The sequence below is a fragment of the Dysosmobacter welbionis genome (assembly GCF_005121165.3).
Taxonomy (GTDB): Bacteria; Bacillota; Clostridia; order Oscillospirales; family Oscillospiraceae; genus Oscillibacter; species Oscillibacter welbionis.
This window is the reverse complement of the sequence record NZ_CP034413.3, coordinates 2,540,291-2,560,774: the sequence shown is the minus strand read 5'-3', so window position 1 is coordinate 2,560,774 and position 20,484 is coordinate 2,540,291. Positions and strand designations below refer to the sequence as shown.

Annotated in this window: 19 protein-coding genes and 1 pseudogene; 9 read left to right on the top strand and 11 right to left on the bottom strand. The window is 63.6% G+C overall.

Annotation, left to right across the window (positions count from 1 at the left end; all coding sequences use genetic code 11):
* Positions 1–504, top strand: a complete 504-nt coding sequence (locus EIO64_RS13450; protein WP_021749675.1) for a dihydrofolate reductase — start codon at positions 1–3, stop codon at positions 502–504.
* Between the two features lie 59 nt (positions 505–563).
* Here EIO64_RS13450 and EIO64_RS13445 read toward each other — a convergent pair whose 3' ends face one another.
* Genes EIO64_RS13445 through EIO64_RS13435 form a run of 3 tightly spaced genes read right to left on the bottom strand, consistent with a single transcriptional unit; the run spans position 564 to position 2,306 of the window.
* Positions 564–1,139 carry a hypothetical protein gene (locus EIO64_RS13445; RefSeq protein ID WP_021748890.1) on the bottom strand — a complete coding sequence of 192 codons (576 nt, stop codon included), beginning with the start codon at positions 1,137–1,139 and terminating at the stop codon, positions 564–566.
* Complete coding sequence (locus tag EIO64_RS13440; RefSeq protein ID WP_136891476.1) at positions 1,136–1,843, bottom strand: zf-HC2 domain-containing protein; 708 nt, start codon at positions 1,841–1,843, stop codon at positions 1,136–1,138. The genes EIO64_RS13445 and EIO64_RS13440 overlap by 4 nt, the downstream gene beginning before the upstream one ends.
* Positions 1,824–2,306 (bottom strand): RNA polymerase sigma factor, encoded by a 483-nt coding sequence (locus EIO64_RS13435; RefSeq protein WP_136891475.1) that lies wholly within the window; start codon positions 2,304–2,306, stop codon positions 1,824–1,826. The genes EIO64_RS13440 and EIO64_RS13435 overlap by 20 nt, the downstream gene beginning before the upstream one ends.
* A 459-nt stretch (positions 2,307–2,765) precedes the next feature.
* Here EIO64_RS13435 and recG point away from each other — a divergent pair.
* The 4 genes and pseudogenes from recG to EIO64_RS13410 all read left to right on the top strand — a co-directional run bounded on the left by recG (position 2,766) and on the right by EIO64_RS13410 (position 7,881).
* Positions 2,766–4,813: pseudogene (gene recG / locus EIO64_RS13425) on the top strand (ATP-dependent DNA helicase RecG).
* Positions 4,814–4,903: 90 nt separating this feature from the next.
* Positions 4,904–5,371, top strand: a complete 468-nt coding sequence (locus EIO64_RS13420) for an RNA polymerase sigma factor (protein WP_158629792.1) — start codon at positions 4,904–4,906, stop codon at positions 5,369–5,371.
* The gene (locus EIO64_RS13415) at positions 5,368–6,525 is read left to right on the top strand and encodes a hypothetical protein (RefSeq protein ID WP_136891474.1); all 1,158 of its coding nucleotides are present in this window, start codon (positions 5,368–5,370) and stop codon (positions 6,523–6,525) included. The genes EIO64_RS13420 and EIO64_RS13415 overlap by 4 nt, the downstream gene beginning before the upstream one ends.
* Before the next feature lie 165 nt (positions 6,526–6,690).
* The gene (locus EIO64_RS13410; protein WP_249390679.1) at positions 6,691–7,881 is read left to right on the top strand and encodes an aminotransferase-like domain-containing protein; all 1,191 of its coding nucleotides are present in this window, start codon (positions 6,691–6,693) and stop codon (positions 7,879–7,881) included.
* Positions 7,882–7,924: 43 nt separating this feature from the next.
* Here the strand turns inward: EIO64_RS13410 and yfbR are convergent, their stop codons facing one another.
* On the bottom strand, positions 7,925–8,500 hold the full coding sequence (yfbR, locus tag EIO64_RS13405) for a 5'-deoxynucleotidase (protein ID WP_021748882.1): 576 nt from the start codon (positions 8,498–8,500) through the stop codon (positions 7,925–7,927).
* A 1-nt stretch (position 8,501) separates the two neighbouring features.
* Complete coding sequence (gene mtaB / locus EIO64_RS13400; RefSeq protein ID WP_119310574.1) at positions 8,502–9,791, bottom strand: tRNA (N(6)-L-threonylcarbamoyladenosine(37)-C(2))-methylthiotransferase MtaB; 1,290 nt, start codon at positions 9,789–9,791, stop codon at positions 8,502–8,504.
* A gap of 110 nt (positions 9,792–9,901) precedes the next feature.
* Between mtaB and EIO64_RS13395 the strand changes: the two genes are divergently transcribed.
* The 4 genes from EIO64_RS13395 to EIO64_RS13380 are packed head-to-tail and all read left to right on the top strand — an operon-like array spanning position 9,902 to position 14,004.
* Positions 9,902–11,038, top strand: a complete 1,137-nt coding sequence (locus EIO64_RS13395; RefSeq protein ID WP_119310573.1) for a cysteine desulfurase family protein — start codon at positions 9,902–9,904, stop codon at positions 11,036–11,038.
* 39 nt (positions 11,039–11,077) lie between these two features.
* Positions 11,078–12,463, top strand: a complete 1,386-nt coding sequence (locus EIO64_RS13390) for an MATE family efflux transporter (protein ID WP_021748879.1) — start codon at positions 11,078–11,080, stop codon at positions 12,461–12,463.
* Entirely contained in the window at positions 12,463–13,287 is an 825-nt protein-coding gene (locus tag EIO64_RS13385; RefSeq protein ID WP_021748878.1) for a putative RNA methyltransferase, read from the top strand. The genes EIO64_RS13390 and EIO64_RS13385 overlap by 1 nt, the downstream gene beginning before the upstream one ends.
* Before the next feature lie 15 nt (positions 13,288–13,302).
* Entirely contained in the window at positions 13,303–14,004 is a 702-nt protein-coding gene (locus EIO64_RS13380; RefSeq protein ID WP_021748877.1) for a cysteine hydrolase family protein, read from the top strand.
* Between the two features lie 58 nt (positions 14,005–14,062).
* Here EIO64_RS13380 and abc-f read toward each other — a convergent pair whose 3' ends face one another.
* From abc-f to pstB, 6 genes are all read right to left on the bottom strand, one after another.
* Positions 14,063–15,556, bottom strand: coding sequence for a ribosomal protection-like ABC-F family protein (abc-f, locus tag EIO64_RS13375; protein WP_025544789.1), 1,494 nt, complete (start codon positions 15,554–15,556; stop codon positions 14,063–14,065).
* Positions 15,557–15,932: 376 nt separating this feature from the next.
* Positions 15,933–17,594 (bottom strand): sensor histidine kinase, encoded by a 1,662-nt coding sequence (locus EIO64_RS13370; RefSeq protein ID WP_021748874.1) that lies wholly within the window; start codon positions 17,592–17,594, stop codon positions 15,933–15,935.
* An 18-nt stretch (positions 17,595–17,612) separates the two neighbouring features.
* Positions 17,613–18,281, bottom strand: coding sequence for a response regulator transcription factor (locus tag EIO64_RS13365; RefSeq protein WP_136891473.1), 669 nt, complete (start codon positions 18,279–18,281; stop codon positions 17,613–17,615).
* Positions 18,282–18,350: 69 nt separating this feature from the next.
* Positions 18,351–19,010: an HD domain-containing protein gene (locus tag EIO64_RS13360; protein ID WP_021748872.1), complete on the bottom strand. Its 660-nt coding sequence runs from the start codon at positions 19,008–19,010 to the stop codon at positions 18,351–18,353.
* Between the two features lie 48 nt (positions 19,011–19,058).
* Complete coding sequence (phoU, locus tag EIO64_RS13355; RefSeq protein WP_025544788.1) at positions 19,059–19,706, bottom strand: phosphate signaling complex protein PhoU; 648 nt, start codon at positions 19,704–19,706, stop codon at positions 19,059–19,061.
* A gap of 13 nt (positions 19,707–19,719) precedes the next feature.
* Positions 19,720–20,475, bottom strand: a complete 756-nt coding sequence (gene pstB, locus EIO64_RS13350) for a phosphate ABC transporter ATP-binding protein PstB (protein ID WP_021748870.1) — start codon at positions 20,473–20,475, stop codon at positions 19,720–19,722.
* Positions 20,476–20,484: the final 9 nt, after the last annotated feature.

The following is a 20,484-nucleotide window of genomic DNA, read 5'->3' as shown; positions in this document are numbered from 1 at the left end:
GTGAATGCCATCGTCGTCGTCGATCAAAACTGGGCCATCGGCCGGGACAATGATCTGCTCTTCTCCCTGCCTACGGACATGAAGCGCTTTCGCTCCCTCACCCTGGGGGGCACGGTCATCCTGGGCCGCCGGACGCTGGACTCCTTTCCCGGCGGGCGGCCCCTGCCCAAGCGGCGGAACATCGTCATCACCCACTGCCCGGACTTTTCCCGGGAGGGAGCGGAGACCGTCTCCAGTCTGGCGGCCATGCGGGAGGCCACAGCCGGTACCCCGCCGGACCAGCTGTGGGTCATCGGCGGCGGCAGCATCTACGCCGCTCTGCTCTCCCAATGTGCACGGGCTTACGTGACCCGGGTGGACGCCGCCGCGGAGGGCGCGGACTCCTTCTTTCCCAATCTGGACAAGCTGCCCGGCTGGACTGTAAGAGCCGTCAGCGAGCCGGTGACGGAGAACGGGCTCACCTATCGGTTCTATGACTATGTGAATACGAAGCTGTGCGATTGAGCAGCGGCCCGCCGGGAGATCCCGGCGGGCCGCCTGGTTTTTGCTCCATGGCCTGTGAGTCACGGCAGGCCCCAGATCTCCCGGGCCCGGGACAGCAACGTCTCCACGTTCTCCTGGTGCTCCGCCAGCAGCTGCGCATTGGCCGCGTCCTCCGCCGCATCTCCATAGGGGCGGTACTCTCCCGCCGCCGTAATGTAGAGCTGGTGGCCGGCACAGGTGACGCCGTCCTCCTGAAAGTCATACTCAAAGAGAAGGACGCCCAGTTCCGGCTCGCCGGTCATCCGGGGCCAGATCAGGAGGGAATCTGTGAAGCCCACCTCCTCCCCGTTTTCCAGCGTCAGGTTCGGCATGCCAATCCCCAGATTCCCCGTCCAATGGAGAAATCCAGGCCGGGCCACATTACAGTTGTAACCCTCCCCATCCGTGCCGCACCCCGGGAGGGCCGGAGCCTCCCGCCACCCGGGCTGGGCCCGCAGGGCCTCCATGTAAACATCATAGGGCCGGTAGGCTGTGAAATACCACACAGCGGAGAGCAGGGCGAAGGCGGCGAGGAGCAGGGCCAGAAGACGGAGGAAACGCCGCGGGCTGCGCGGCCCGCCCTGTGCATCTTCCACTGGAATGACATCTTTTCTCATTCCTGCGGCACCTCCTGCGGTGGCAGTTCCGCAATCGCCCACATCTCCTCCTGGGCGGCGGTGGCGGCGGGCAAGTCCACTTCCTCGCCCTCTTTCCACAGCAAGACGGCATCCTCACCCAAGCCGAAGTAGATCGCTTCGGTCTCCATGGCATCATCCGACCAGCTTTCAAACATGGCGTCCCCGCCCCGGTTATAGTTGCTGTCAAAGTCAAACAACTCCACCCGGAGAATGGGCCGCTCCAGATAGTAGTGAAGTCCGTCCGCCTCCTCCCGGAATGTCAGGGCATACCAGGTCTCCCGGCCCTCCCGAAAATCCCAGTGGACCCCCACGCCTCCGCTCCTCAGCCGGTAAACATCCAGCGTATAGTCCCCGCCATCCATGGGGATGCACGTCCATGTAGTGAGGGTCCAAATCCCCACTGCGGCGGCCGCGCATACCACCACGGCAACAATCACGCCAATGATATGGGCCCGGCGCTTGCCCCTCTTCCACTCACCGGATATTTTTTTCACTGCTACCGCCGCGTCATCGGCGGCCTTTTCCACCTCCGGCAGGGGCGCGTCCATAGCCGTTAGGGCGGCCCGGCAGTCCTCACAGGTCTTCAGATGTTCTTCCACCGCCGCCCGGCTCTTGTCCGAGCAGACGCCGTCGTGGTACAGGGGCAGCAGGTCCTGTACGATATCATGGTCCAGCTGGTCCATCAAATCCCTCCTTCAATTTCTGGCGGGCCCGGAAGTAGGTGACCCGGACCCAGGACTCCGTCTTGCCGAAGAGCTCCCCGATCTGGGCAAAGGGCAGCTCCCCGAAGGTCCGCAGGGAGAACACCTCCTTGTAGGGTTCCGGCAGGTCATGGAGCAGCCGGTGGAGCCGCTTGGCGGCGTCCCGGTCCGCAAAGTCGCACTCCAGCCCGTCGTCCCCCGGCTCCTGCTCCAGCTCTCCCCGGTGCTTTCGCTCCCGGCACAGCGAGAGGTACTGGTTCCGGGCGATCTGGCACAGCCACACCCGCAGCTGGCAGTCCCCCCGGAACTGGTCGATGGAGGCCAATGCCCGGAAGAAGGTCTCCTGGGTCACCTCCTCCGCCGTGTGGGCGTCCCGGCTGAGGGCCAGGATGTAGCGGTACACGTCGGCGAAATACGTCTGATAGATCTCCTCAAAATCCGGCACGGCCTCCCCTCCTCTCTGCCATAGGACGCATGGGCAGTAGTTTTGTTACAAAAAAGTGCCCGGGATTCCGGGCTCTTTTTTATAGCTCTTTTCTGCGGCATTCCTCTACGGGAAGCATCGCTCCACAACTGCGGCAATGCATCAGTCCCATCCGGACTCCACCTGGATGATCGGAAGTCCTGTCCCGATAACTCTGCGCCGCAGGAGGGGCACACAAACACCGCTGATATCGCCTGCTCCACAGGACCAGCCCCCAACACCATCATCACTGCTGCTGATCCAATGGGTCCCAGGGGCCACAGGCCGGTTCCAGCCGCGATCATCCCGCCGAACAAACCCACACATCAGACTCCGCGGGCCGCCCACTTCTTCCAGGTGACCATGCGCCCATCTCCTTGTTTTTTCTCCGGCGCCATTATATAATGGAGACCAATAATTTGCAAGGCGGGAGGTGATTCCATGGCGGACCTGAACACAGATGTGCGGTACATCAAGGGCATCGGGGAGCAGCGGGCCAAGGCCCTGGGCAAGCTGGGCATCGCCACCCTGCGGGACCTGATCTCTTACTTCCCCGGGCCTACGACGACCGCTCTGCCCTGCGGCGCATTGCGGACCTGGTGCCCGGCGAGACCGCCGGCGTGGCCGCCATGGTGGCGTCCCCGCCCACCATCTCCCACATCCGCAAGGGGCTGGATCTGGTGAAGCTCCGGGCGGTGGACGACACCGGCACCCTGGATGTGACCTTTTTCAACCAGGCGTGGCTGAAAAACAGCCTGCACCAGGGAGAGACCTATATCTTCTATGGCCGGGCGGAGGGCTCCCTCCTCCGGCATCAGATGGCCAATCCTGTGGTGGAGCCGGAGGGGCGGCGGGAGGTCACCGGCCGCATCGTGCCCATCTATCCCCTTACCGCCGGAGTCAGCCAGCTGATTTTGTCCCGGTCCATCCGCCAGGGGCTGGACGCCTGCGCGGACATCCTGCCGGACGTGCTGCCGGACCGTGTGCGGCGGGACCATCAGCTCTGCCGCATCGAGTACGCCTATGAGAACATCCACTTCCCGGAGAGCGCGGAGGCCCTGGACCTGGCCCGGCGGCGGCTGGCCTTTGAGGAGCTGTTCCTCTTCACCATCGGGCTGGAGCGGCTCCGCTCCCGCCGGGAGGTGGTCCACGTGCCCCCTTGCGGCGGCGTGGACATGGAGCTTTTCTACCGTGCCCTGCCCTTCACCCTGACGGACGCTCAGCGCCGCTGTGTGGAGGAAGCACTGGCGGACATGCGCTCCGGCACGCCCATGAACCGGCTCTGTCAGGGAGACGTGGGTTCCGGAAAGACCATGGTGGCCGCCGCCTGCGTGTACTTCATGGTGAGGAATGGCCGCCAGGCGGCCCTGATGGCCCCTACGGAGATCCTGGCCCAGCAGCACTACCAGGGCCTGGCCCCTCTGCTGGAAAATTTGGGTATCCGGTGCGCCCTGCTGACCGGCTCCACCACCGCCAAGACGAAACGGTCCATCACTCAGCAACTGGAGAGCGGGGAGATCGACTTTGCCATCGGCACCCACGCCCTCATCACCGGCAGCGTGGCCTACCGCGACCTGGGCCTGGTGGTGACGGATGAGCAGCACCGCTTCGGTGTGGCCCAGCGGGCGGAACTGGCCGCCAAGGGGGACCACCCCCACATTCTGGTCATGTCCGCTACCCCCATCCCCCGGACCCTGGCCCTGATCCTCTACGGAGACCTGGACGTGTCCATCATCGACCAGCTGCCCCCCGGCCGCCAGCCGGTGCAGACCTTCGCCGTCACCGGGGGCTATCACCAGCGGGTGTACCGTTTCATCCGCAAGCTGGTGGGCGAGGGCCGCCAGGCCTATATCGTCTGTCCCATGGTAGAGGAGAATGACCAGCTCCCCGACGAGCGCAAGGCGGTGACGGAATACGCCAAAAAGCTCCAGTCCGAGGTGTTTCCGGATCTCAAGGTGGCCTTCGTCCACGGCAAGATGAAGCCCAAGGAGAAGGACGCCGTCATGGCCGCCTTCGCTGCCCATGAGACGGACATCCTGGTGTCCACCACCGTCATCGAGGTGGGGGTGGATGTGCCCAACGCCGCGGTGATGGTGATCGAGAACGCGGAGCGGTTCGGCCTCTCCCAGCTCCACCAGCTGCGGGGCCGGGTGGGCCGGGGGAAGCATCAGTCCTACTGCATCCTGATCTCCGACAACCGAAACGAGGAGACGAGGCAGAGGCTGAAGGTCATGACCAAGACCACTGACGGTTTCCAGATCGCGGAGGAGGACCTGCGGCTCCGGGGCCCCGGTGACTTCTTCGGAGCGCGCCAGCACGGCCTGCCGGGGCTGAAGGTGGCGGATCTGGGCTGCGACACCCAGCTGCTGCAGGAGGCCCGTCAGGCGGCGGAGCAGCTGCTGGCACAGGACCCGGCGCTCACCTCCTGCCCCGCCACGGCAGAGCGGGTGACGGAGCTCTTCACACAGCAGGCGGATGCCCTGAACTGAAACTCCCCGGCAGAAGCCGGGGAGTTTTTGCAGTTCTTTGTGACCTTTTGCCCCGCTCACTCGTAATCACAGCAGAAGGAGGTGAGGCCAGTGACCGAAGCGGAGCAGCTCTTTGAGCAGGTATACCGGACCTATGGGCCGTCCCTGTACCGATTCTGCCTGATCCAGATGAAGAACCCGGCGGATGCGGAGGATATCTTGCAGGAGGTGTTCTGCAAGCGGCTGTACCGGGCGCCGGTCTTTGCCTCGCCGGACCACGAGCGGCGATGGCTGTTCCGGGTGGCCCTGAACCAGTGTCGGGACGCCTGGAAGCGATCCAGCCGGTCCGAGCTGCCGCTGGAGGCCGCCTCCGCCGCCGTCACGCCGGAGGAGCTGGGCCTGTTGGACCACGTGGCCGCCCTGCCGGAGTCCCAGCGGACAGTCCTTCACCTCCACTACTACGAGGGCTACACCCTCCGGGAGATCGCGCGGCTCCTGGGGGTGACGGTGCCCACGGTGAAAATGCGGCTGAAGCGGGGCCGGGACGCCCTGCGGAACACATGGGAGGAGAGCTTATGAATCGCTATCACGAGTCAATGGAACACTGCGCGCCCCCGCCGGAGCTGGAGGAACAGCTGCGGGAGGCTGTTTTGTCCGCGGAGCCGGAACCTCAGGCCCGGACCGCCGTCTACCGCCCCCGGGGATTTTTCCGAAAGGCGCTGCTGGCTGCGGTGCTGGCTGTTGTACTGACGCTGTCCGTGGGGGCAGCGGTGCTGGTGGACTGGGATGATATTTTCACCGGCTACTTTGGCCCCGACGCGGCGGAAACCCCCATGGCGGAGAAGGCCTTCCAGAAGGTGAATGTCATCTCCGTCTGCGACGATGTGGCCGTGACCATCCGGGAGGCCCTGGTCTCCGAGAAGAACCTTTATCTGATTCTGGACTACCGGCTGCCGGACACAGTGGACCGGGAGCTCGTGGAGATGGCCTATGAAAGCGAGGACTGGCAGGCAAATTGTATCGACCTGCCAGATATCTCCTACTATCTCACCGGCGACATTTCCTGGGAGGAGCTGAAGGCCGCCGACCAGGACAGGTGGGCGGACATCGACTGGACAGACTACACCTCATATTGCGGCTACGTGGAAAGAGCTGGGAGCAGTTTGGCGGATTTCCGCCTGATCAACTACACCAGCGGCAGCTCCGGCGGCTCGGAGAGCCAGGGCTATGACATGGAGACCAATACCCTCACCTATCTCTTTCATATCGCCGTGAAATCCGGCAGCGCCGACTTCACCGCCCAGCCGGTGACGGTGCTGCTGACGCCCCCTGTCCTACGGGTGGACGGCGTGGACACCGCTGTGACAGACCATCCGGCCCTGGTGACTTTCCAGCCGACGGGATCCTCCCAGACGCTGACGGCCTCCTACCAGCAGGACGGTGTCTTTGTCCAGACGGTCCTGTCCCCCTTCTCCATCCATGTGCAGCTCACCGGTAACACCGTTTATGAGGGTCTCGAAGATCTGCGGGCGGCCACCTCCCTGGTCCTGACGGACGGCAATGCCCTGCCGGTACAGGAGCTGACCCGGAGCGGACTCAGCGGCAGCACCGGCAGCCGTCCCGACGAGGCGCTTCCCTTCTCTCTGTCCTTCAGTTGCTCCTTCCAGCATCTGCTGGACGTGAGCCAGGTCGCCGCCGTGCAGGTGGGAGACATCCAAATTCCCCTGGAATGACCATCCTCCCGTCCCGGGGCATTGCCCCGGGACGGCTTGTTTTTGGGGAATTGAGTTTTCCCGCCTGGTGTGGTATACTGAAACGATCAAATCACACAGCGGCGCGCCGGAAGGGCGCGCCCTTGAAATGGAGGACAGCGCAGAATGGTGCCTTATGCCAAGCGTATGGAAAAAATGGCCTTCACGGCCAATGTGGTCAAAGGACTGTTCGGGTCCATGACCAACCCGGACATCATCTCCTTCAGCGGCGGTTCCCCCGCCAGAGAGGCCCTGCCGGTGGACACCATCCGCCAGCTGGCCGACGAGGTGCTGCGGACGGACACCCGGGGCGTGGAGGCCCTGCAGTACGGCCCCATTGAGGGGATCCGGGACCTGCGGGAGGTGGTGGTCCGGGAACTGCTGGCTCCCAAGGGCATCGACTGCGGCGTGGACAACGTCATAATCATCACCGGCGGCCTGGAGGGCATCAACCTGGCCTGCCAGGCGTACATCGACCCCGGCGACGTGATCCTGGTGGAGGCCCCCACCTTCGTCCAGTCCGTGGAGATCTTCGATATGTTCGAGGCCAGGTGCGTGGGTGTGGCCATGGATGACAACGGCCTGATCCCGGAGGATCTGGAGCGGAAGATCCGGCAGTGCCATCCCAAGATGATCTATGTCATTCCCACCTTCCAGAACCCCAGCGGCCGCACCCTCAGCCTGGAGCGGCGGAAGGCCGTGGCGGAGCTGGCCGCCAAATACGACGTGCTGGTGCTGGAGGACGACCCCTATCGGGATATCCGGTACAGCGGAGAGGACCTGCCTCCCATCAAGCACTTCGACACCACAGGCCATGTGGTGATGGCGGGCAGCTTCTCCAAGATTTTCTCCCCCGGCTCCCGCCTGGGCTATGTGGTGGCGGATACGGAGACCATCCAGCATCTGGTGGACGTGAAGTCCGCCACCAACTCCCACACCTCCATGCTGCCCCAGATCCTCTGCGCGGAGTTCTTCAAGCGGGGCTGTTACCCGGCCCACCACCAGATGATCTGCGACCTGTACCGCAGGCGCCGGGACGTGATGCTCCAGAGCATCGACCGGTATTTCCCCGCCGGTACCAAGCACAGCAATCCGGACGGCGGCCTCTTCACCTGGGTGGAGCTGCCCGGCGGCATCGACACCTCCGCCCTGCTGCAGGAGTCTTCCACAGACCCGGCTGTGAACGTGGCTTTTGTGGCGGGAGAGGGCTTCTTCTCCGACCGGGACGGCCAGGGGAAGAACTGTATGCGCATGAGCTTCGGCAACACGCCGGAGGACCTGATCGAGGAGGGTGTCCGCCGCCTGGGCGGGCTGATCTGCTCCAAGCTGAACAAGTGAACAAAGAACCGCCCTGGCGCTGTGCGCCAGGGCGGTTCTTTGTTCACTGCAGCTCGTCCAGGGTCAGGGAGAAGCTGTCCATAAAGGTCTCCAGAAAGTACGTCACTTCCGGCAGTTCGTAGCCCTCCAGGGCTTTCCGGGTCTGGCCGGCGGCCTGCCGGAATTCGTTGTTGCCGGCTTTCAGCTCCTCTACACACTTGATATAAGCGGAGAGCTTGTCCGCCGCCTTCACCACCTGCCGCACCTCCGGGTCGGACTGCGTCAGGATGGGCCCGTACACCCCCTGAAGCTCCGGCGGCAGCATGTGGAGCAGCTTGCCCTCCGCCACCGCCTCCACGTCCTTGTAGGCGTTTCGGATGGCCGGGTTGTCGTACTTGATGGGGGTGGGCATGTCGCCGGTCAGGATCTCGCTGGCGTCATGGTACAGCGCCGCCACCGCCACGGCGCCGGGGTCCAGGCGGCCGCCGAACTTCTCGTTGCGGATCACCGCCAGAGCGTGGGCCAGGACGGCCACCTGATGACTGTGCTCCTGGACGTTCTCCGGCGCGGTGTTGCGCATCAGGGCCCACCGCTGGATGAACCGCATCCGGGAGATGTAGGCAAAGAAATGGCTCTTCATGTCAGTCCTCCAAAAGCTCACCCAGCAGGGATGCTCCGTCAGTGCCGGTGACTTTCACATTCCGCACCTGGTTATGCAGGTCCGTCCCGTCCGCCAGCACCTCCATATAGTTGGGTGCGTGGCCGAAATACCTGCCGTCCTTGGGCTGTTCAAAGAGGACGGGATACACCGCTCCCACACAGGCCGCGAGATAGTTCCGGTGGAGCGCCTCCGCCACCGCCGCCGCCTGGCGGGCCCGCTCTTCCTTCACGGCCTTCGGCACCTGACGCATCTTGGCCGCCGGGGTGCCGGGCCGGACGGAGTAGGGGAAAATGTGCATCTGGGCAAAGCCGCACCGGCGGATGAAGTCCAGCGTCTGGGCAAATTCCTCCTCCGTCTCCTCCGGAAACCCGGTGATGAGGTCCGTGGTGACAGCGGGGTGGTCAAAATATTGATTTAAAAGTGCAACGGACTGCGCATATCGAGTGGTATCGTATTTCCGGTTCATTCGCTTCAGGGTGTCGTCGCATCCGGACTGCATAGACAAGTGGAACTGGGGGCAGAGGTTCGGCAGGGCGGCCGCCCGGCGGCAGAACTCCTCTGTGATGGTCCGGGGCTCCAGGCTCCCCAGCCGGATGCGGACAGCCGGTGCGGCGGTGCAGACAGCCTCCAGTAGGTCGATCAGGGTCTCTCCGTTCTTCAGGTCCTGGCCCCAGGAGGAGATCTCGATGCCCGTCACCACGATCTCCCGGTAGCCCTCTGCCGCCAGGGCCCGAGTCTGCTCCACGGCAGTGGGGACGGGCAGGGACCGCACCCGTCCCCGGGCGTATGGAATGATGCAGTAGGTACAGAAGTTGACGCACCCGTCCTCCACCTTCAGCATGGCCCGGGTGCGGCCCCCCAGGCCGCCGGCGGGCAGGACCTCGAACACCCGCCGCTCAAAAGGCTGGTCGATGGCCTCGATCTGCCGCTTCTCCGCCGCGGCCTCTTCCAGAAGGCGGATAAAACCCGTCCGGTCGCCGGTGCCGGAGATCAGGTCCACCCCCAGCTTCCGCACGTCGTCCGCGTGGGTCTGGGGATAGCAGCCGCACACCGCCACCACGGCGCCGGGGTGCTTCCGCTGGACGCCGTGGATCACCTGCCGGGACTTCTGGTCGCTGACTGCCGTGACGGAGCAGGTGTTCACAATATAGGCATCCGCCTCATCGGAAAACTCCGTGAGCGTGTGCCCCCTTGCCAGCAGCTCCTGCTCCATGGCCTGAGTCTCATATTGGTTCACCTTGCAGCCCAAGGTATAGATGGCAACTTTCATGGAATCTCCTTGCACTTTCCGCAAAACCTTTATATAATAACTTGATGCGTTTCGATTATACTGTAATTTTTACTGTTGGGCAAGGCCCAACTGCAAGGAGATCGTTTTTCATGATTTATCTGGACCACGCCGCCACTACGCCCGTTCCCCGGGCGGTGGCGGATGCCATGTATGAGGTGCTCACCGAACAGTTCGGCAACCCCAGCTCCCAGTACCCCATGGGGCTGGAGATGAAGCGCCGGGTGGAAGTCTGGCGGAAGACCGTGGCGGACGCACTGGGCTGTGGGGCCAAGCAGCTGTTCTTCACCTCCTGCGGCACGGAGGCGGACAACTGGGCTGTCACCGCCGCCTGCTGGCAGAACCGCCACCTGGGCCGCCACATCGTTACCACCGCAGTGGAGCACAGCGCCGTGCTGGAAGCCTGCCGCTGGATGGAGCGGCAGGGATACGAGGTGACGTATCTTGTCCCGGCTCAGGACGGCTCCCTCTCTGCGGAGCAGGTCCTCGCCGCCGTCCGGCAGGACACGGCGCTGGTGTCCTGCATGCTGGTGAACAACGAGCTGGGAAACATCTATCCCATCGCTGAGATCGCCCGGGGCCTGGCGGTGAAGAACCCACAGACGTTGCTGCACACCGACGCGGTCCAAGGCTTTTTGAAGGTCCCATGCTCCGCAAAAACGCTGGGGGCGGACTTCCTCACCATCTCCGCCCACAAGATCGGCGGGCCCAAGGGCATCGGCGCTCTGTACATCGGTCCCCGGGTCCGGAATCCAAAGCCGCTGCTGGCCGGCGGCGGGCAGGAGGGCGGCCTCCGGGCCGGCACCGAAGCCACGGCCCAGATCGCGGGCTTTGCCAGGGCTGTGGAGCTGCGGCGGGAAAATTTGGAGGAGAAACTCCTCTGCATGGCGAAAATCCGGGACTATGCCGCAGAGCGGCTGTCTGCCATCCCCGACTTGAAAATCCTCTCCGCTCCCGGCGGCGCGCCCCATATCCTCTCCATCTCTCTCGTGGGCTGGCCCAGCCAAAATATTGTCAATGACCTGGGCAGCCAGGGCGTCTGCATCTCCGCCGGCTCCGCCTGCCATCAGGGCAAGCCCAGTCACGTGATCGCGGCCTTGAAGCTATCCAAGAAGGTCTCCGGCGGGGTGATCCGCCTGAGCTTCGGCCCGGAGACTGACAAGGGCGACATCGACGCCTGTGCGGACGCCCTGCGGCGCCACCACGACACGCGGATGCCCATGCTGTAAGGCAATTTTACTTTTCAGTTTCAAGAGGTTTCGTCTTTTATGTTTCGTCATCTTCATCGGGAGCCCGGCTTCTACAAGCGGCTGTTCTTGCTGGCTCTGCCGCTGATCCTGCAGAATCTCATCACCACTTCCCTGGGATTTGTGGACACCTTCATGGTGGGTATGCTGGGGCAGAATGAGCTGTCCGCTGTCACTGCCGCCAACACGCCCATCTACCTGCTCCAGATCATCATCCTGGGCCTGCTCAGCGGACTCTCCGTCCTGGCCAGCCAGTACTGGGGCAAGGGGGACACCGACAGCATCAACCGCTGTATGGGCGTCAGCCTTTACGCCGGGCTCATCATTGCGGTTTCCGTGGCCGCTGTGCTGTTCTTCTTCCCCCTCCATGTGATGGCTCTGGTGACCAACAACGACCTGCTCATTGAGTTGGGCGCCCCCTATCTCCGGATTGTTGGCCTCAGCTATATCTTCAACACCATCAGCTCCGTCTACATCGGCATGCAGCGCAGCACGGAGAATCCCGCCATGGGCATGATCGTCTTCGGCATCTCCATGCTGACCAACACGGGCTTGAACTACATTCTTATTTTCGGCAAGTTCGGCGCGCCTGCGCTGGGGATCACCGGTGCTGCCATTGCCACCCTGACCTCCCGGGTGCTGGAGTTCGTGATCGTCGCGGTCTATGCCCCCCGCTACCGCCGAGTGCCCCTGATGCTCCGCCTGCTGCTGCGGCCCGGCGGGGCCATGGCGCGGAGCTTCCTGAAATACGCCACCCCCGTTCTGGTGAACGAGGTGCTGTGGGGTCTGGGCGTCAGCGTTATGACCGCCGTCATGGGCCACATGGCCATCAGCACGGATATGCTGGCGGCCCACGCCATCATGGGCAACATCGACAAGTTCTCCACTGTGGCCTGCTTCGGCATCGCAGGCGCCACCGCCGTGATTGTGGGCAAGCGGATCGGTGAGGGCGCCGGCCGGGAGGAGGTCTACTCTCTGGGCTGCTGCCTGCTGACGGTCTCCTTCGGAGTGGGTCTCGTGGTGTCGGTGTGCCTGGCGGTCCTCCTGCCTACGGTGTTCATCCCCTATCTCTATCCTCTGTTCCATTTGGAGGGGCTGGCGCTGGAGATCGCCGTCACCATGTGCGTCGTATATCTCTTCATGCTGCCGCTGAAGGCCTTTGACATCACCAACATCACCGGCCTGCTTCGGGCGGGCGGCGACTCCCGCATGGCCTCCATCATCGACCTGAGCTGCCAGTGGGTCATCGCTGTACCTCTGACCTTCCTGACTGCCCTGGTGTTCAACGCCCCGGTAGCGGTGGTGTGCCTATGCATCCAGTCGGAAAATGTGTGCAAGTGCCCCTGGGGTATCCTGCGGCTGCGGAGCCGGAAGTGGATCAACGATGTGACGGGCGAGGACACGTGATGGAAAGTCTTTTCCGCTGCCCCGTCTGCGGGGCGCCGCTGGACCGCGGAGACCGGGCCTATCGCTGCCCGGCCGGACACAGTTATGACATCGCCCGGGAGGGCTACACCTATCTGCTGCCCCCCAATCAAAAGCACTCCGCCGCGCCGGGGGATGACCGGGATATGGCCGCCGCACGGCGGGATTTCCTCTCCAAGGGGTATTATGACCTGCTTCTCAATACGCTCTGTTGTCAGATTTTGTCTCTTTCCGGCGAATCGCCGGTGATCTGGGACGTGGGCTGCGGCGAGGGATTCTACACCTCCGGCATCTTCCGGACCCTGGCCGCCGCGGGAAAATCCCCCCGGATGGCGGGAACCGACATTTCCAAGCCCATTCTCCGATCCGCCGCCAAGCGGGAGAAAGGCATTGCGTGGGCTGTGGCCTCCTCCTTCCACCTGCCGGCGGCGGACGGCGCGGCGGACATTCTGCTGGACTGCTTCTCCCCCCTGGCGCTGGAGGAATTCCGGCGAGTGCTGAGGCCGGGCGGGCACTTCCTCTACGTGGTGCCCGGACCGGACCACCTCTGGGAGCTGAAGCAGGTCCTCTACGACCGTCCCTATCCCAATGAGGAAAAGGAGACCCCCTATGAGGGGTTCGCCTATCAGTCCATCGTGCCGGTGGAGGGCACCATCACCCTCCCCTGCCAGGCAGACATCCGCGCCCTGTTCCAGATGACGCCCTATTACTGGAAGACCCCCAAGACAGGTGCAAAGCGTCTGGCGGACCTGGAGTCTCTCACCACCCGTATCTCCTTTCGCATCCATATTTTTCAAAAACTCTGACAGGAGGTTCTGCTGATGAAACCCAATCCCACCCGCTCCGCCCTGCTGGTCATCGATATGGAAAACGGCTTTGTTCATCCGGAGGGCGGACACTGGATCCGCTTCGCCCAGTCCATGGTCCCCAACTGCGTCCGGGCCGTGGAGCTGGCCCGGGCCAAGGGCATTCCGGTATTCTTTGTCAAGCGGCTCTACCGCGCTGACGGCAGCGATGTGGAGCTGACCCGTTACCCCGGCTGGGTCGCTGGCGGCCGGGCCTGCCGCCCCGCCTCCACCGGTCCCAACAGCGCCCAGGCACCGGAGGGCCTGCGCCCCCAGCCCGGGGACTACACCATCATCAAGCCCAGGTGGAGCGCCTTTTTCCAGACGGAGCTGGACCTGATCCTCCGGCGGCTGGACGTGCGGACGGTGATCCTCACCGGCACCACCACCCCCAACTGCATCCGCACCACCTGCTATGACGCCATCGCTCTGGAGTACAACACCGTGGTGCTGACGGACTGCTGCTCCTCCCATACCGAGGAGATCCAGCGGGTGAATCTGGAGGACATGGCCCGGGCGGGCGCCATTTTGATGGACTCGGCGTCCTTTGCCGACTACGGCCCCGGCACAGTGGAGGACCTCTCCGCCGCCATCCGGGCCCGGATGCTGGAAGAGGACACGGTGCCCGAGCCCTTCCGGTCGGAGGACGGCCAGGTATTCTGGCCCGACCTCTGGTAATCACAAAGGAAAACGGACGCCCTCCGCACAACTGCGGAGGGCGTCTTCTTGTTTCGAGTCATTCCCTCTGGATCCGGATGCGCCGGGTGGCGATCTCGTCGCAGAAGCGGGCGTCGTGCTCCACGAACAGCAGGGTCGGCCGACAGGCCAGCAGCAGATCCTCCACCTGCATCCGGGAGATGACGTCGATAAAGTTCAGCGGCTCATCCCACACGTACAGGTGTGCCTGTGTGCAGAGGCTTGCGGCCAGCAGCACCTTTTTCTTCTGGCCGCTGCTGTAATCTGCCAGGTCCTTCTCAAACTGCTCCCGTGGAACATCCAGCTTCCGCAGGATGGTCCGGAACCGGCTGCCGTCCAGACCCTGGGTCCGGACAAACTCCGTCAGGCTGCCCCGCAGGTGGTCCGTATTCTGGCTGACATAGGACACCACCAGGCCGCTCATGGTCTCCACCGTGCCGCTGTGGGGGATCTCTTCCCCCAGCAGCAGCTTCAGCAGGCTGGACTTGCCGCAGCCGTTTGCGCCCTGGAGGGCGATCCGCTCCCCCGCCAGCACCTCGAAGGTGATCTCCCGGCAGACCCTGCGACCGTTGTAGCACACGGCTACGTCCCGGAACTCCGCCAGCCGCGCACCCGTCCGGCAGGGCAGGGGCGTAACCGCCAGCGCCTCCTGCCGCTCCAGGTTCTGCAGCAGCTGCTTCTTCTCCTCCACTGCCTCCTCCCGGCGGCGCTGGATGGATTTGGACCGCTGCATCAGCTTGGCCGCCTTGTGGCCCACAAAGCCCCGGTCCGCTGCCTTGGCCCCGGTCTTGTCCACACCGAACTTGCTCTTCTCCGTCCGGTCCGACCAGCCGGAGGCACGGCGGGCGGACTCCGTCAGCCGCCCGATGTCCTTCTGCAGCTTCTCCTGCCGGGCCAGTTCAAAGGCGTCCTGCCTCCGGCGGTTCTCCCACCAGGAGGAGAAATTCCCCCGCTGGATCTCAATATTGGTCCGGTTGATGGCCAGAATATGGTCCACACACTGGTCCAGGAACGCCCGGTCATGGGATACCAGCAGAAATCCCCGCTTCCGGGCCAGATAGCTCCCCAGCTTCCGCCGTCCCTCCAGGTCCAGATGGTTGGTGGGCTCGTCGATCAGCAAGAAGGCATTCTCCTTCAAAAACATGGCCGCCAGCAGCACCTTGGTCCGCTCCCCGTTGGAGAGGCTGGAAAAGGGCAGCTCCAGTGATCTCTCTGCCAGGTCCAGAAGCCCCAGCTCCCGCTGGATCTCCCAGTCCTCCGCCTCCGGCGCGATCTCCCGCACCACCTCCAGGCCCGTCCGGGACAGGTTCGCCACCTCGTAGGGGAAGTACTCAAATTCCACAGAGGCGGAGATGGTGCCGCTGTACGGGTACTCCCCCTGGAGCAGCCGCAGGAAGGTGGTCTTTCCCCGGCCGTTCCGCCCGGTAAAGCCCAATTTCCAGCCGCTATCGATCTGAAAGCCCACATGGTCAAAGATGAGCTCCGGACTGCCCTCGTATCCAAATGTCAGATTCGAGACGTCGATCATGGACATATCGCATTCCTCCTTTGCGCAGACCCTCATGTGCGGTCTGGCGCACCGCAGACTTCGGCAAATGCCGCGCACATGAGCGTCTCATCCGTCATTTCCGATTCGCCGTGCTTTTGCGCAGCAAAAAACGGCCGCGGGAGAGCAGACCTCTCCCGCGGCCGGGCATACGGCATTCACCCCGCATCCGGGGCTGTGCGATACCTGGGTGAGATCAGCGGTCTGCCTTCCCTGCAATGGCATGGAAAAAGACGCTGCGTCTTCGCCGCAGCAACCCTCTATGCCAAAACACGAAGGTCAGATCCGCATCTTCACACCCCTCCAATCATTCATCAATCTCCGGTTATCCTAGCACACTTCCGCCGGGATTGCAAGCCCCCCCTCATGCTCCCGCCTTCGGAAAGGTAAGCGTAAAGGTGCTGCCGTGGCCCGGTTCGCTGTGGAGCTCCACCTGGGCACCCAGATAGGCCGCCCCGTGCTTGACGATGGAGAGCCCCAGTCCCGTGCCGCCGGAGGAATGGCTCTTGTCCACCCGGTAAAACCGCTCGAATACCCGGCCCTGGGCCTCCCGGGGAATGCCGATGCCGGTGTCCGCCACCGTGATCCGGGGGCCGAAGGCGGTATTTTCCACCGTGACGGTGACGCTGCCGTTCGCCCGGTTGTAGGCGATGGCGTTGTCGCAGAGGTTGTAGACGATCTCCTCCACGATCTGGGGTACGCCCCGCACCAGAGCCTCGCCGCCCTGGAGCCGGGTGGTCACCTGTTTCCGCTGGGCCGCCGGAGCCAGCTGCTCCAGGACGGCTCGCGCCTCCTCGTACAGATCCACGGTCTCCCACTGGCCCAGGCCGCCGCCCTCGTCCAGGCGGGACAGCTTGATGATGTCGTTCACCAGCCCGATGAGCCGCTCCGTCTCCCGGTGGATGTTCCCGGCGAAGTGGGGGACGTCCTCCGGCTTCACCAAACCGTTCTGCAGGATCTCCGCCGTACCCAGGATGGAGGTCAAGGGCGTCTTCAGCTCGTGGGAGACGTTGGCGGTGAACTCCCGCCGCAGCCGCTCCCGCTGCTCCTTCTCCGTCACATCCAGGATCACCAGCACCGCACCCGCGATCTGGCCGTCCTGTTCCACAGGACTGGCGATGATCTGGCGGCAATCATCGTCCTTTTCCAGCAGCTGCTCACACCGCCGACCGGCCAGAGCCTCCTCCACGCAGCGGCGGAAGCCCGCCTCCCGGTTCAGGGCGTAGACGCTCTCTCCCTCCTCTGTGGGGACCTGCGCGTAGAGCAGCCGCAGCACGGCGGAATTGTAAGTCAGCACCCGCGTCTCCTGGTCGATCACCAGGAAGCCCTCGCTCATGTTCTCCGTGATGGCGGTGAACTCCTCCTGCCGGCGCTTTAAATCCCGCATCTGCCGCTGGATCTGCCTCTGCTGGCTGCGGAGCTTGGACAGCAGGGGCGTCAGCTCCTCATAGGTCTCGCTGCCGGCGGGGTCATTGAGGTCGATGGCGTTGATGGGCTCCACCAGCTGCCGCGCCACCCGGGAAGCCAGCGCCATGGCCAGGATGAAGGCCAGCAGCATCATCAGCGCCACCGGCTGCAGCGCCTGCAGTACCAGGACCCAGACGGAATACTGGGCGCTGGACACCCGCAGCACCGTTCCGTCAGCAAGCCGCTGGGCCGCATACAGCGTCTGCTGGGAAAGCGTGTCCGAATAGCGGACCGCATGTCCCTTCCCCAGGATCAGCGCCTCCCGGATCTCCTCCCGCTGGGCGTGGTTCCCCATCTCCTCCGGGTCCTGCCGGTTGTCGAAGAGCACGGTGCCGTCCGCATCCACCCAGGTAATCCGGTAGCTGCCGGGCAGATCCTCTGTGAGATAGTCCGTGCCATTCTCCTCTACCCCATGGGCGATGTACTCTGCCAGACTCTCCAGCTCACCGGAGACCCGATCCTGGAAATAACCGTGGAGCACGCCCACGATCAGCACCAGGCTGGCCAGCAGCACTGCCAGGGACACGCCCAGGATGGAGCGAAAGATCCGTTTCGTCATGTCTCTCCAGCCCTCCTGTCAGTTCACAGGGCTGATCTTGTAGCCATAGCCCCGGACCGTCTCGATGTAAACGCCCGCCTCTCCCAGCTTCTGGCGGAGGGTCCGCACGTGGACGTCCACGGTCCGGCTCTCGCCGGTAAAGGCGTAGCCCCAGACGTTCTCGATCAGCTGCTCCCGGGAAAGCACCTGGCCGGGGTTGCGCAGCAGCAGGCACAGCACTTCAAACTCCTTCTGGGTCAGGATGGTCTCCTGTCCCCGGACCCGGACGATGTGCTGCCCCGGATCCACCTCCAGAATGCCGCAGCGGAGGGTGCCGTTCTCCGTCTCCGTCCGCCGCAGCAGCGCCCGGATGCGGGAGAGCAGCTCCATCATGCCGAAGGGCTTGGCCACATAGTCATCGGCGCCGCCGTCCAGACCCACCACCTTGTCGTACTCCGTGCCCTTGGCCGTCAGCATGATGACCGGCAGCTTGGCCGTGCGGGGCGTGGCCCGGAGCTTTTTCAGGACGCTGAGTCCATCCTCCTCCGGCAGCATGATATCCAGCAGCACCAGGGCAGGCATCTGCTCTCCCACGGCCTGCCAGAACAGGGAGGGCAGCGGAAAGCCCCTGGCCTCCATACCCTGGCTGTTCAATGTATAGATCACAAAATCCCGGATACTGTCGTCATCCTCCAGCAGATAGATCACAGATATCCCTCCCCATTCAATCTCTCCGCCCCGCTGGAGGGACGGAGGGTGTCTCCCTCCGGCGGCCGGTCAGATCAGCTGCTGCTCGTTAATCATCAGCTTGAACTGCAGGCCCAGCTTCTCCGCTGCCTTTCGACAGAGGAGCATCCGGCCCATGAAGATCTCAAAATAGTCCATGACAGAGCCGTACTTCGTGTCCACGGACAGCTTCAGCTTGATGAGCGTGTGCTCCTCGTTGATCTTCAGGACGGACTTCTTCACCGAGTAGTTCACCCGGTCATGGATGTCGAAGCTGGCCATATCCGGATTCCGGACCCGGCTGCGGCGGACGTCGGACTTGTCCGCCAGGATCAGTGCCGCCGCCACGGCGTTCACCGGCATGCCGGTGCCCTCGTCGTGGTTGCCGATGGCGGTGACGATGGTGGCGATCTCCTCCGGAGGACAATCCATGTTGTCCAGAATGCGGAAGGCCATGACCGCACCGGACTGGGAGTGATCCACCCGGTTCACCAGGTTGCCGATGTCGTGAAGAAACCCGGCGATCTTTGCCAGCTCCACCGTCCGCTCCGGATACCCCAGGGTGGAGAGGATATAGGCGGCGTTTTCCGCCACCGCCGTCACGTGGGCAAAGCTGTGCTCCGTATAGCCCAGAGCGGTCAGAGACTCGTCCGCCCTCTGGATATAGGTCCGGACCGCAGAATTGTTTTTCACATCCTCATAGGTAAGCATGGCCCCTCCCCCTTTTCAATATCGGCGCCGCGCCTGTGCGCAGGCCGCTCAGTTGTTGGAGGGGTGATTCCCCGTAATGGAGTACTCCACCCACTCCGCCACGTTGGTGGCGTGATCGCCGATCCGCTCCAGATACTTGGCCACCATGATGAGATCCAGCCACAGCTCGCCGGAGTCGGCGTCTGCGGCGATCAGCCCGATCAGCTCCTTTTTCACCTGGTTGAACAGGTCGTCCACCTGGTCGTCTTCCCGGCAGACCTCCCGGGCCAGCTCCAGATCCCGCTTTACAAAGGAGTCCACACTGTCTGTCACCATCCGGATGACGGCCTTGGACATCTCCTCGATCCGCTGGCGGCCGGGGCCGTCCGGCAGACGCACGAACCGGGTCAGCTCCGCGATGTCCGCCGCCTGGTCCCCGATCCGTTCCAGATCGGAAATCATCTTCAGCGCAGAGGAGATCTCCCGCAGGTCCCGTGCCACGGGCTGCTGCTGCAGCAGCAGCTTCAGGCAGAGGTTCTCCACCTCCCGCTCCTTCTGGTCGATCTCCCGCTCCGCCTCCCCGGCGGCGCGTGCCAGGTCCTCGTCACCCTTCATCAGGGCCTGGGCCGCGGCAGAGATGGCATCCTCACACAGGGCGCCCATCTGGATCATTTCCACGTGCAGCCGCTCCAGCTGCTCGCCAAATCTGTTTCTCACCTTACGTCCCTCCTTAGCCGAACCGGCCGGTGATGTAGTCTTCTGTGCGCTTGTCCGTGGGGGTGGAGAACAGTGTCTCCGTCCTGCCGAACTCCACCAGATCCCCCAGCAGGAAAAACGCCGTGTTGTCGGAGACACGGGCGGCCTGCTGCATATTGTGGGTCACCATGATGACAGTATACTTGCTTTTCAGTTCCACTGCAAGGTCTTCGATCTTGGAGGTGGAGATGGGGTCCAGGGCGCTGGTGGACTCATCCATCAGCAGGATCTCCGGCTCCACTGCCAAGGCACGGGCAATGCACAGCCGCTGCTGCTGGCCGCCGGAGAGGCCCAGGGCACTCTTCTTCAGCCGGTCCTTCACCTCGTCCCAGATGGCGGCGGAGCGGAGAGAGTTCTCCACGATCTCGTCCAGCTTGGCCCGGGAGCGGATGCCGTGGGTCCGGGGGCCGTAGGCCACGTTGTCATAGATGCTCATAGGGAAGGGATTGGCCTTCTGGAACACCATGCCGATCTGCTTGCGCAGCCAGGTGGTGTCCACATTGGGGGCGTAGATGTTCTGCCCGGCGTAGTTGACCTCCCCCTCAATGCGGATGCCCGGTACCAGGTCATTCATCCGGTTCAGGGTCTTCAGAAAGGTGGACTTTCCGCAGCCGGAGGGGCCGATCAGGGCGGTGATCTCATGCTCCGGAATGTCGATATTCACACCGTGGAGGGCATGGTGCGCCCCGTACCACAGATTCAGGTCCTTTACTTGAATGATGGTGGACATTTCGTATCC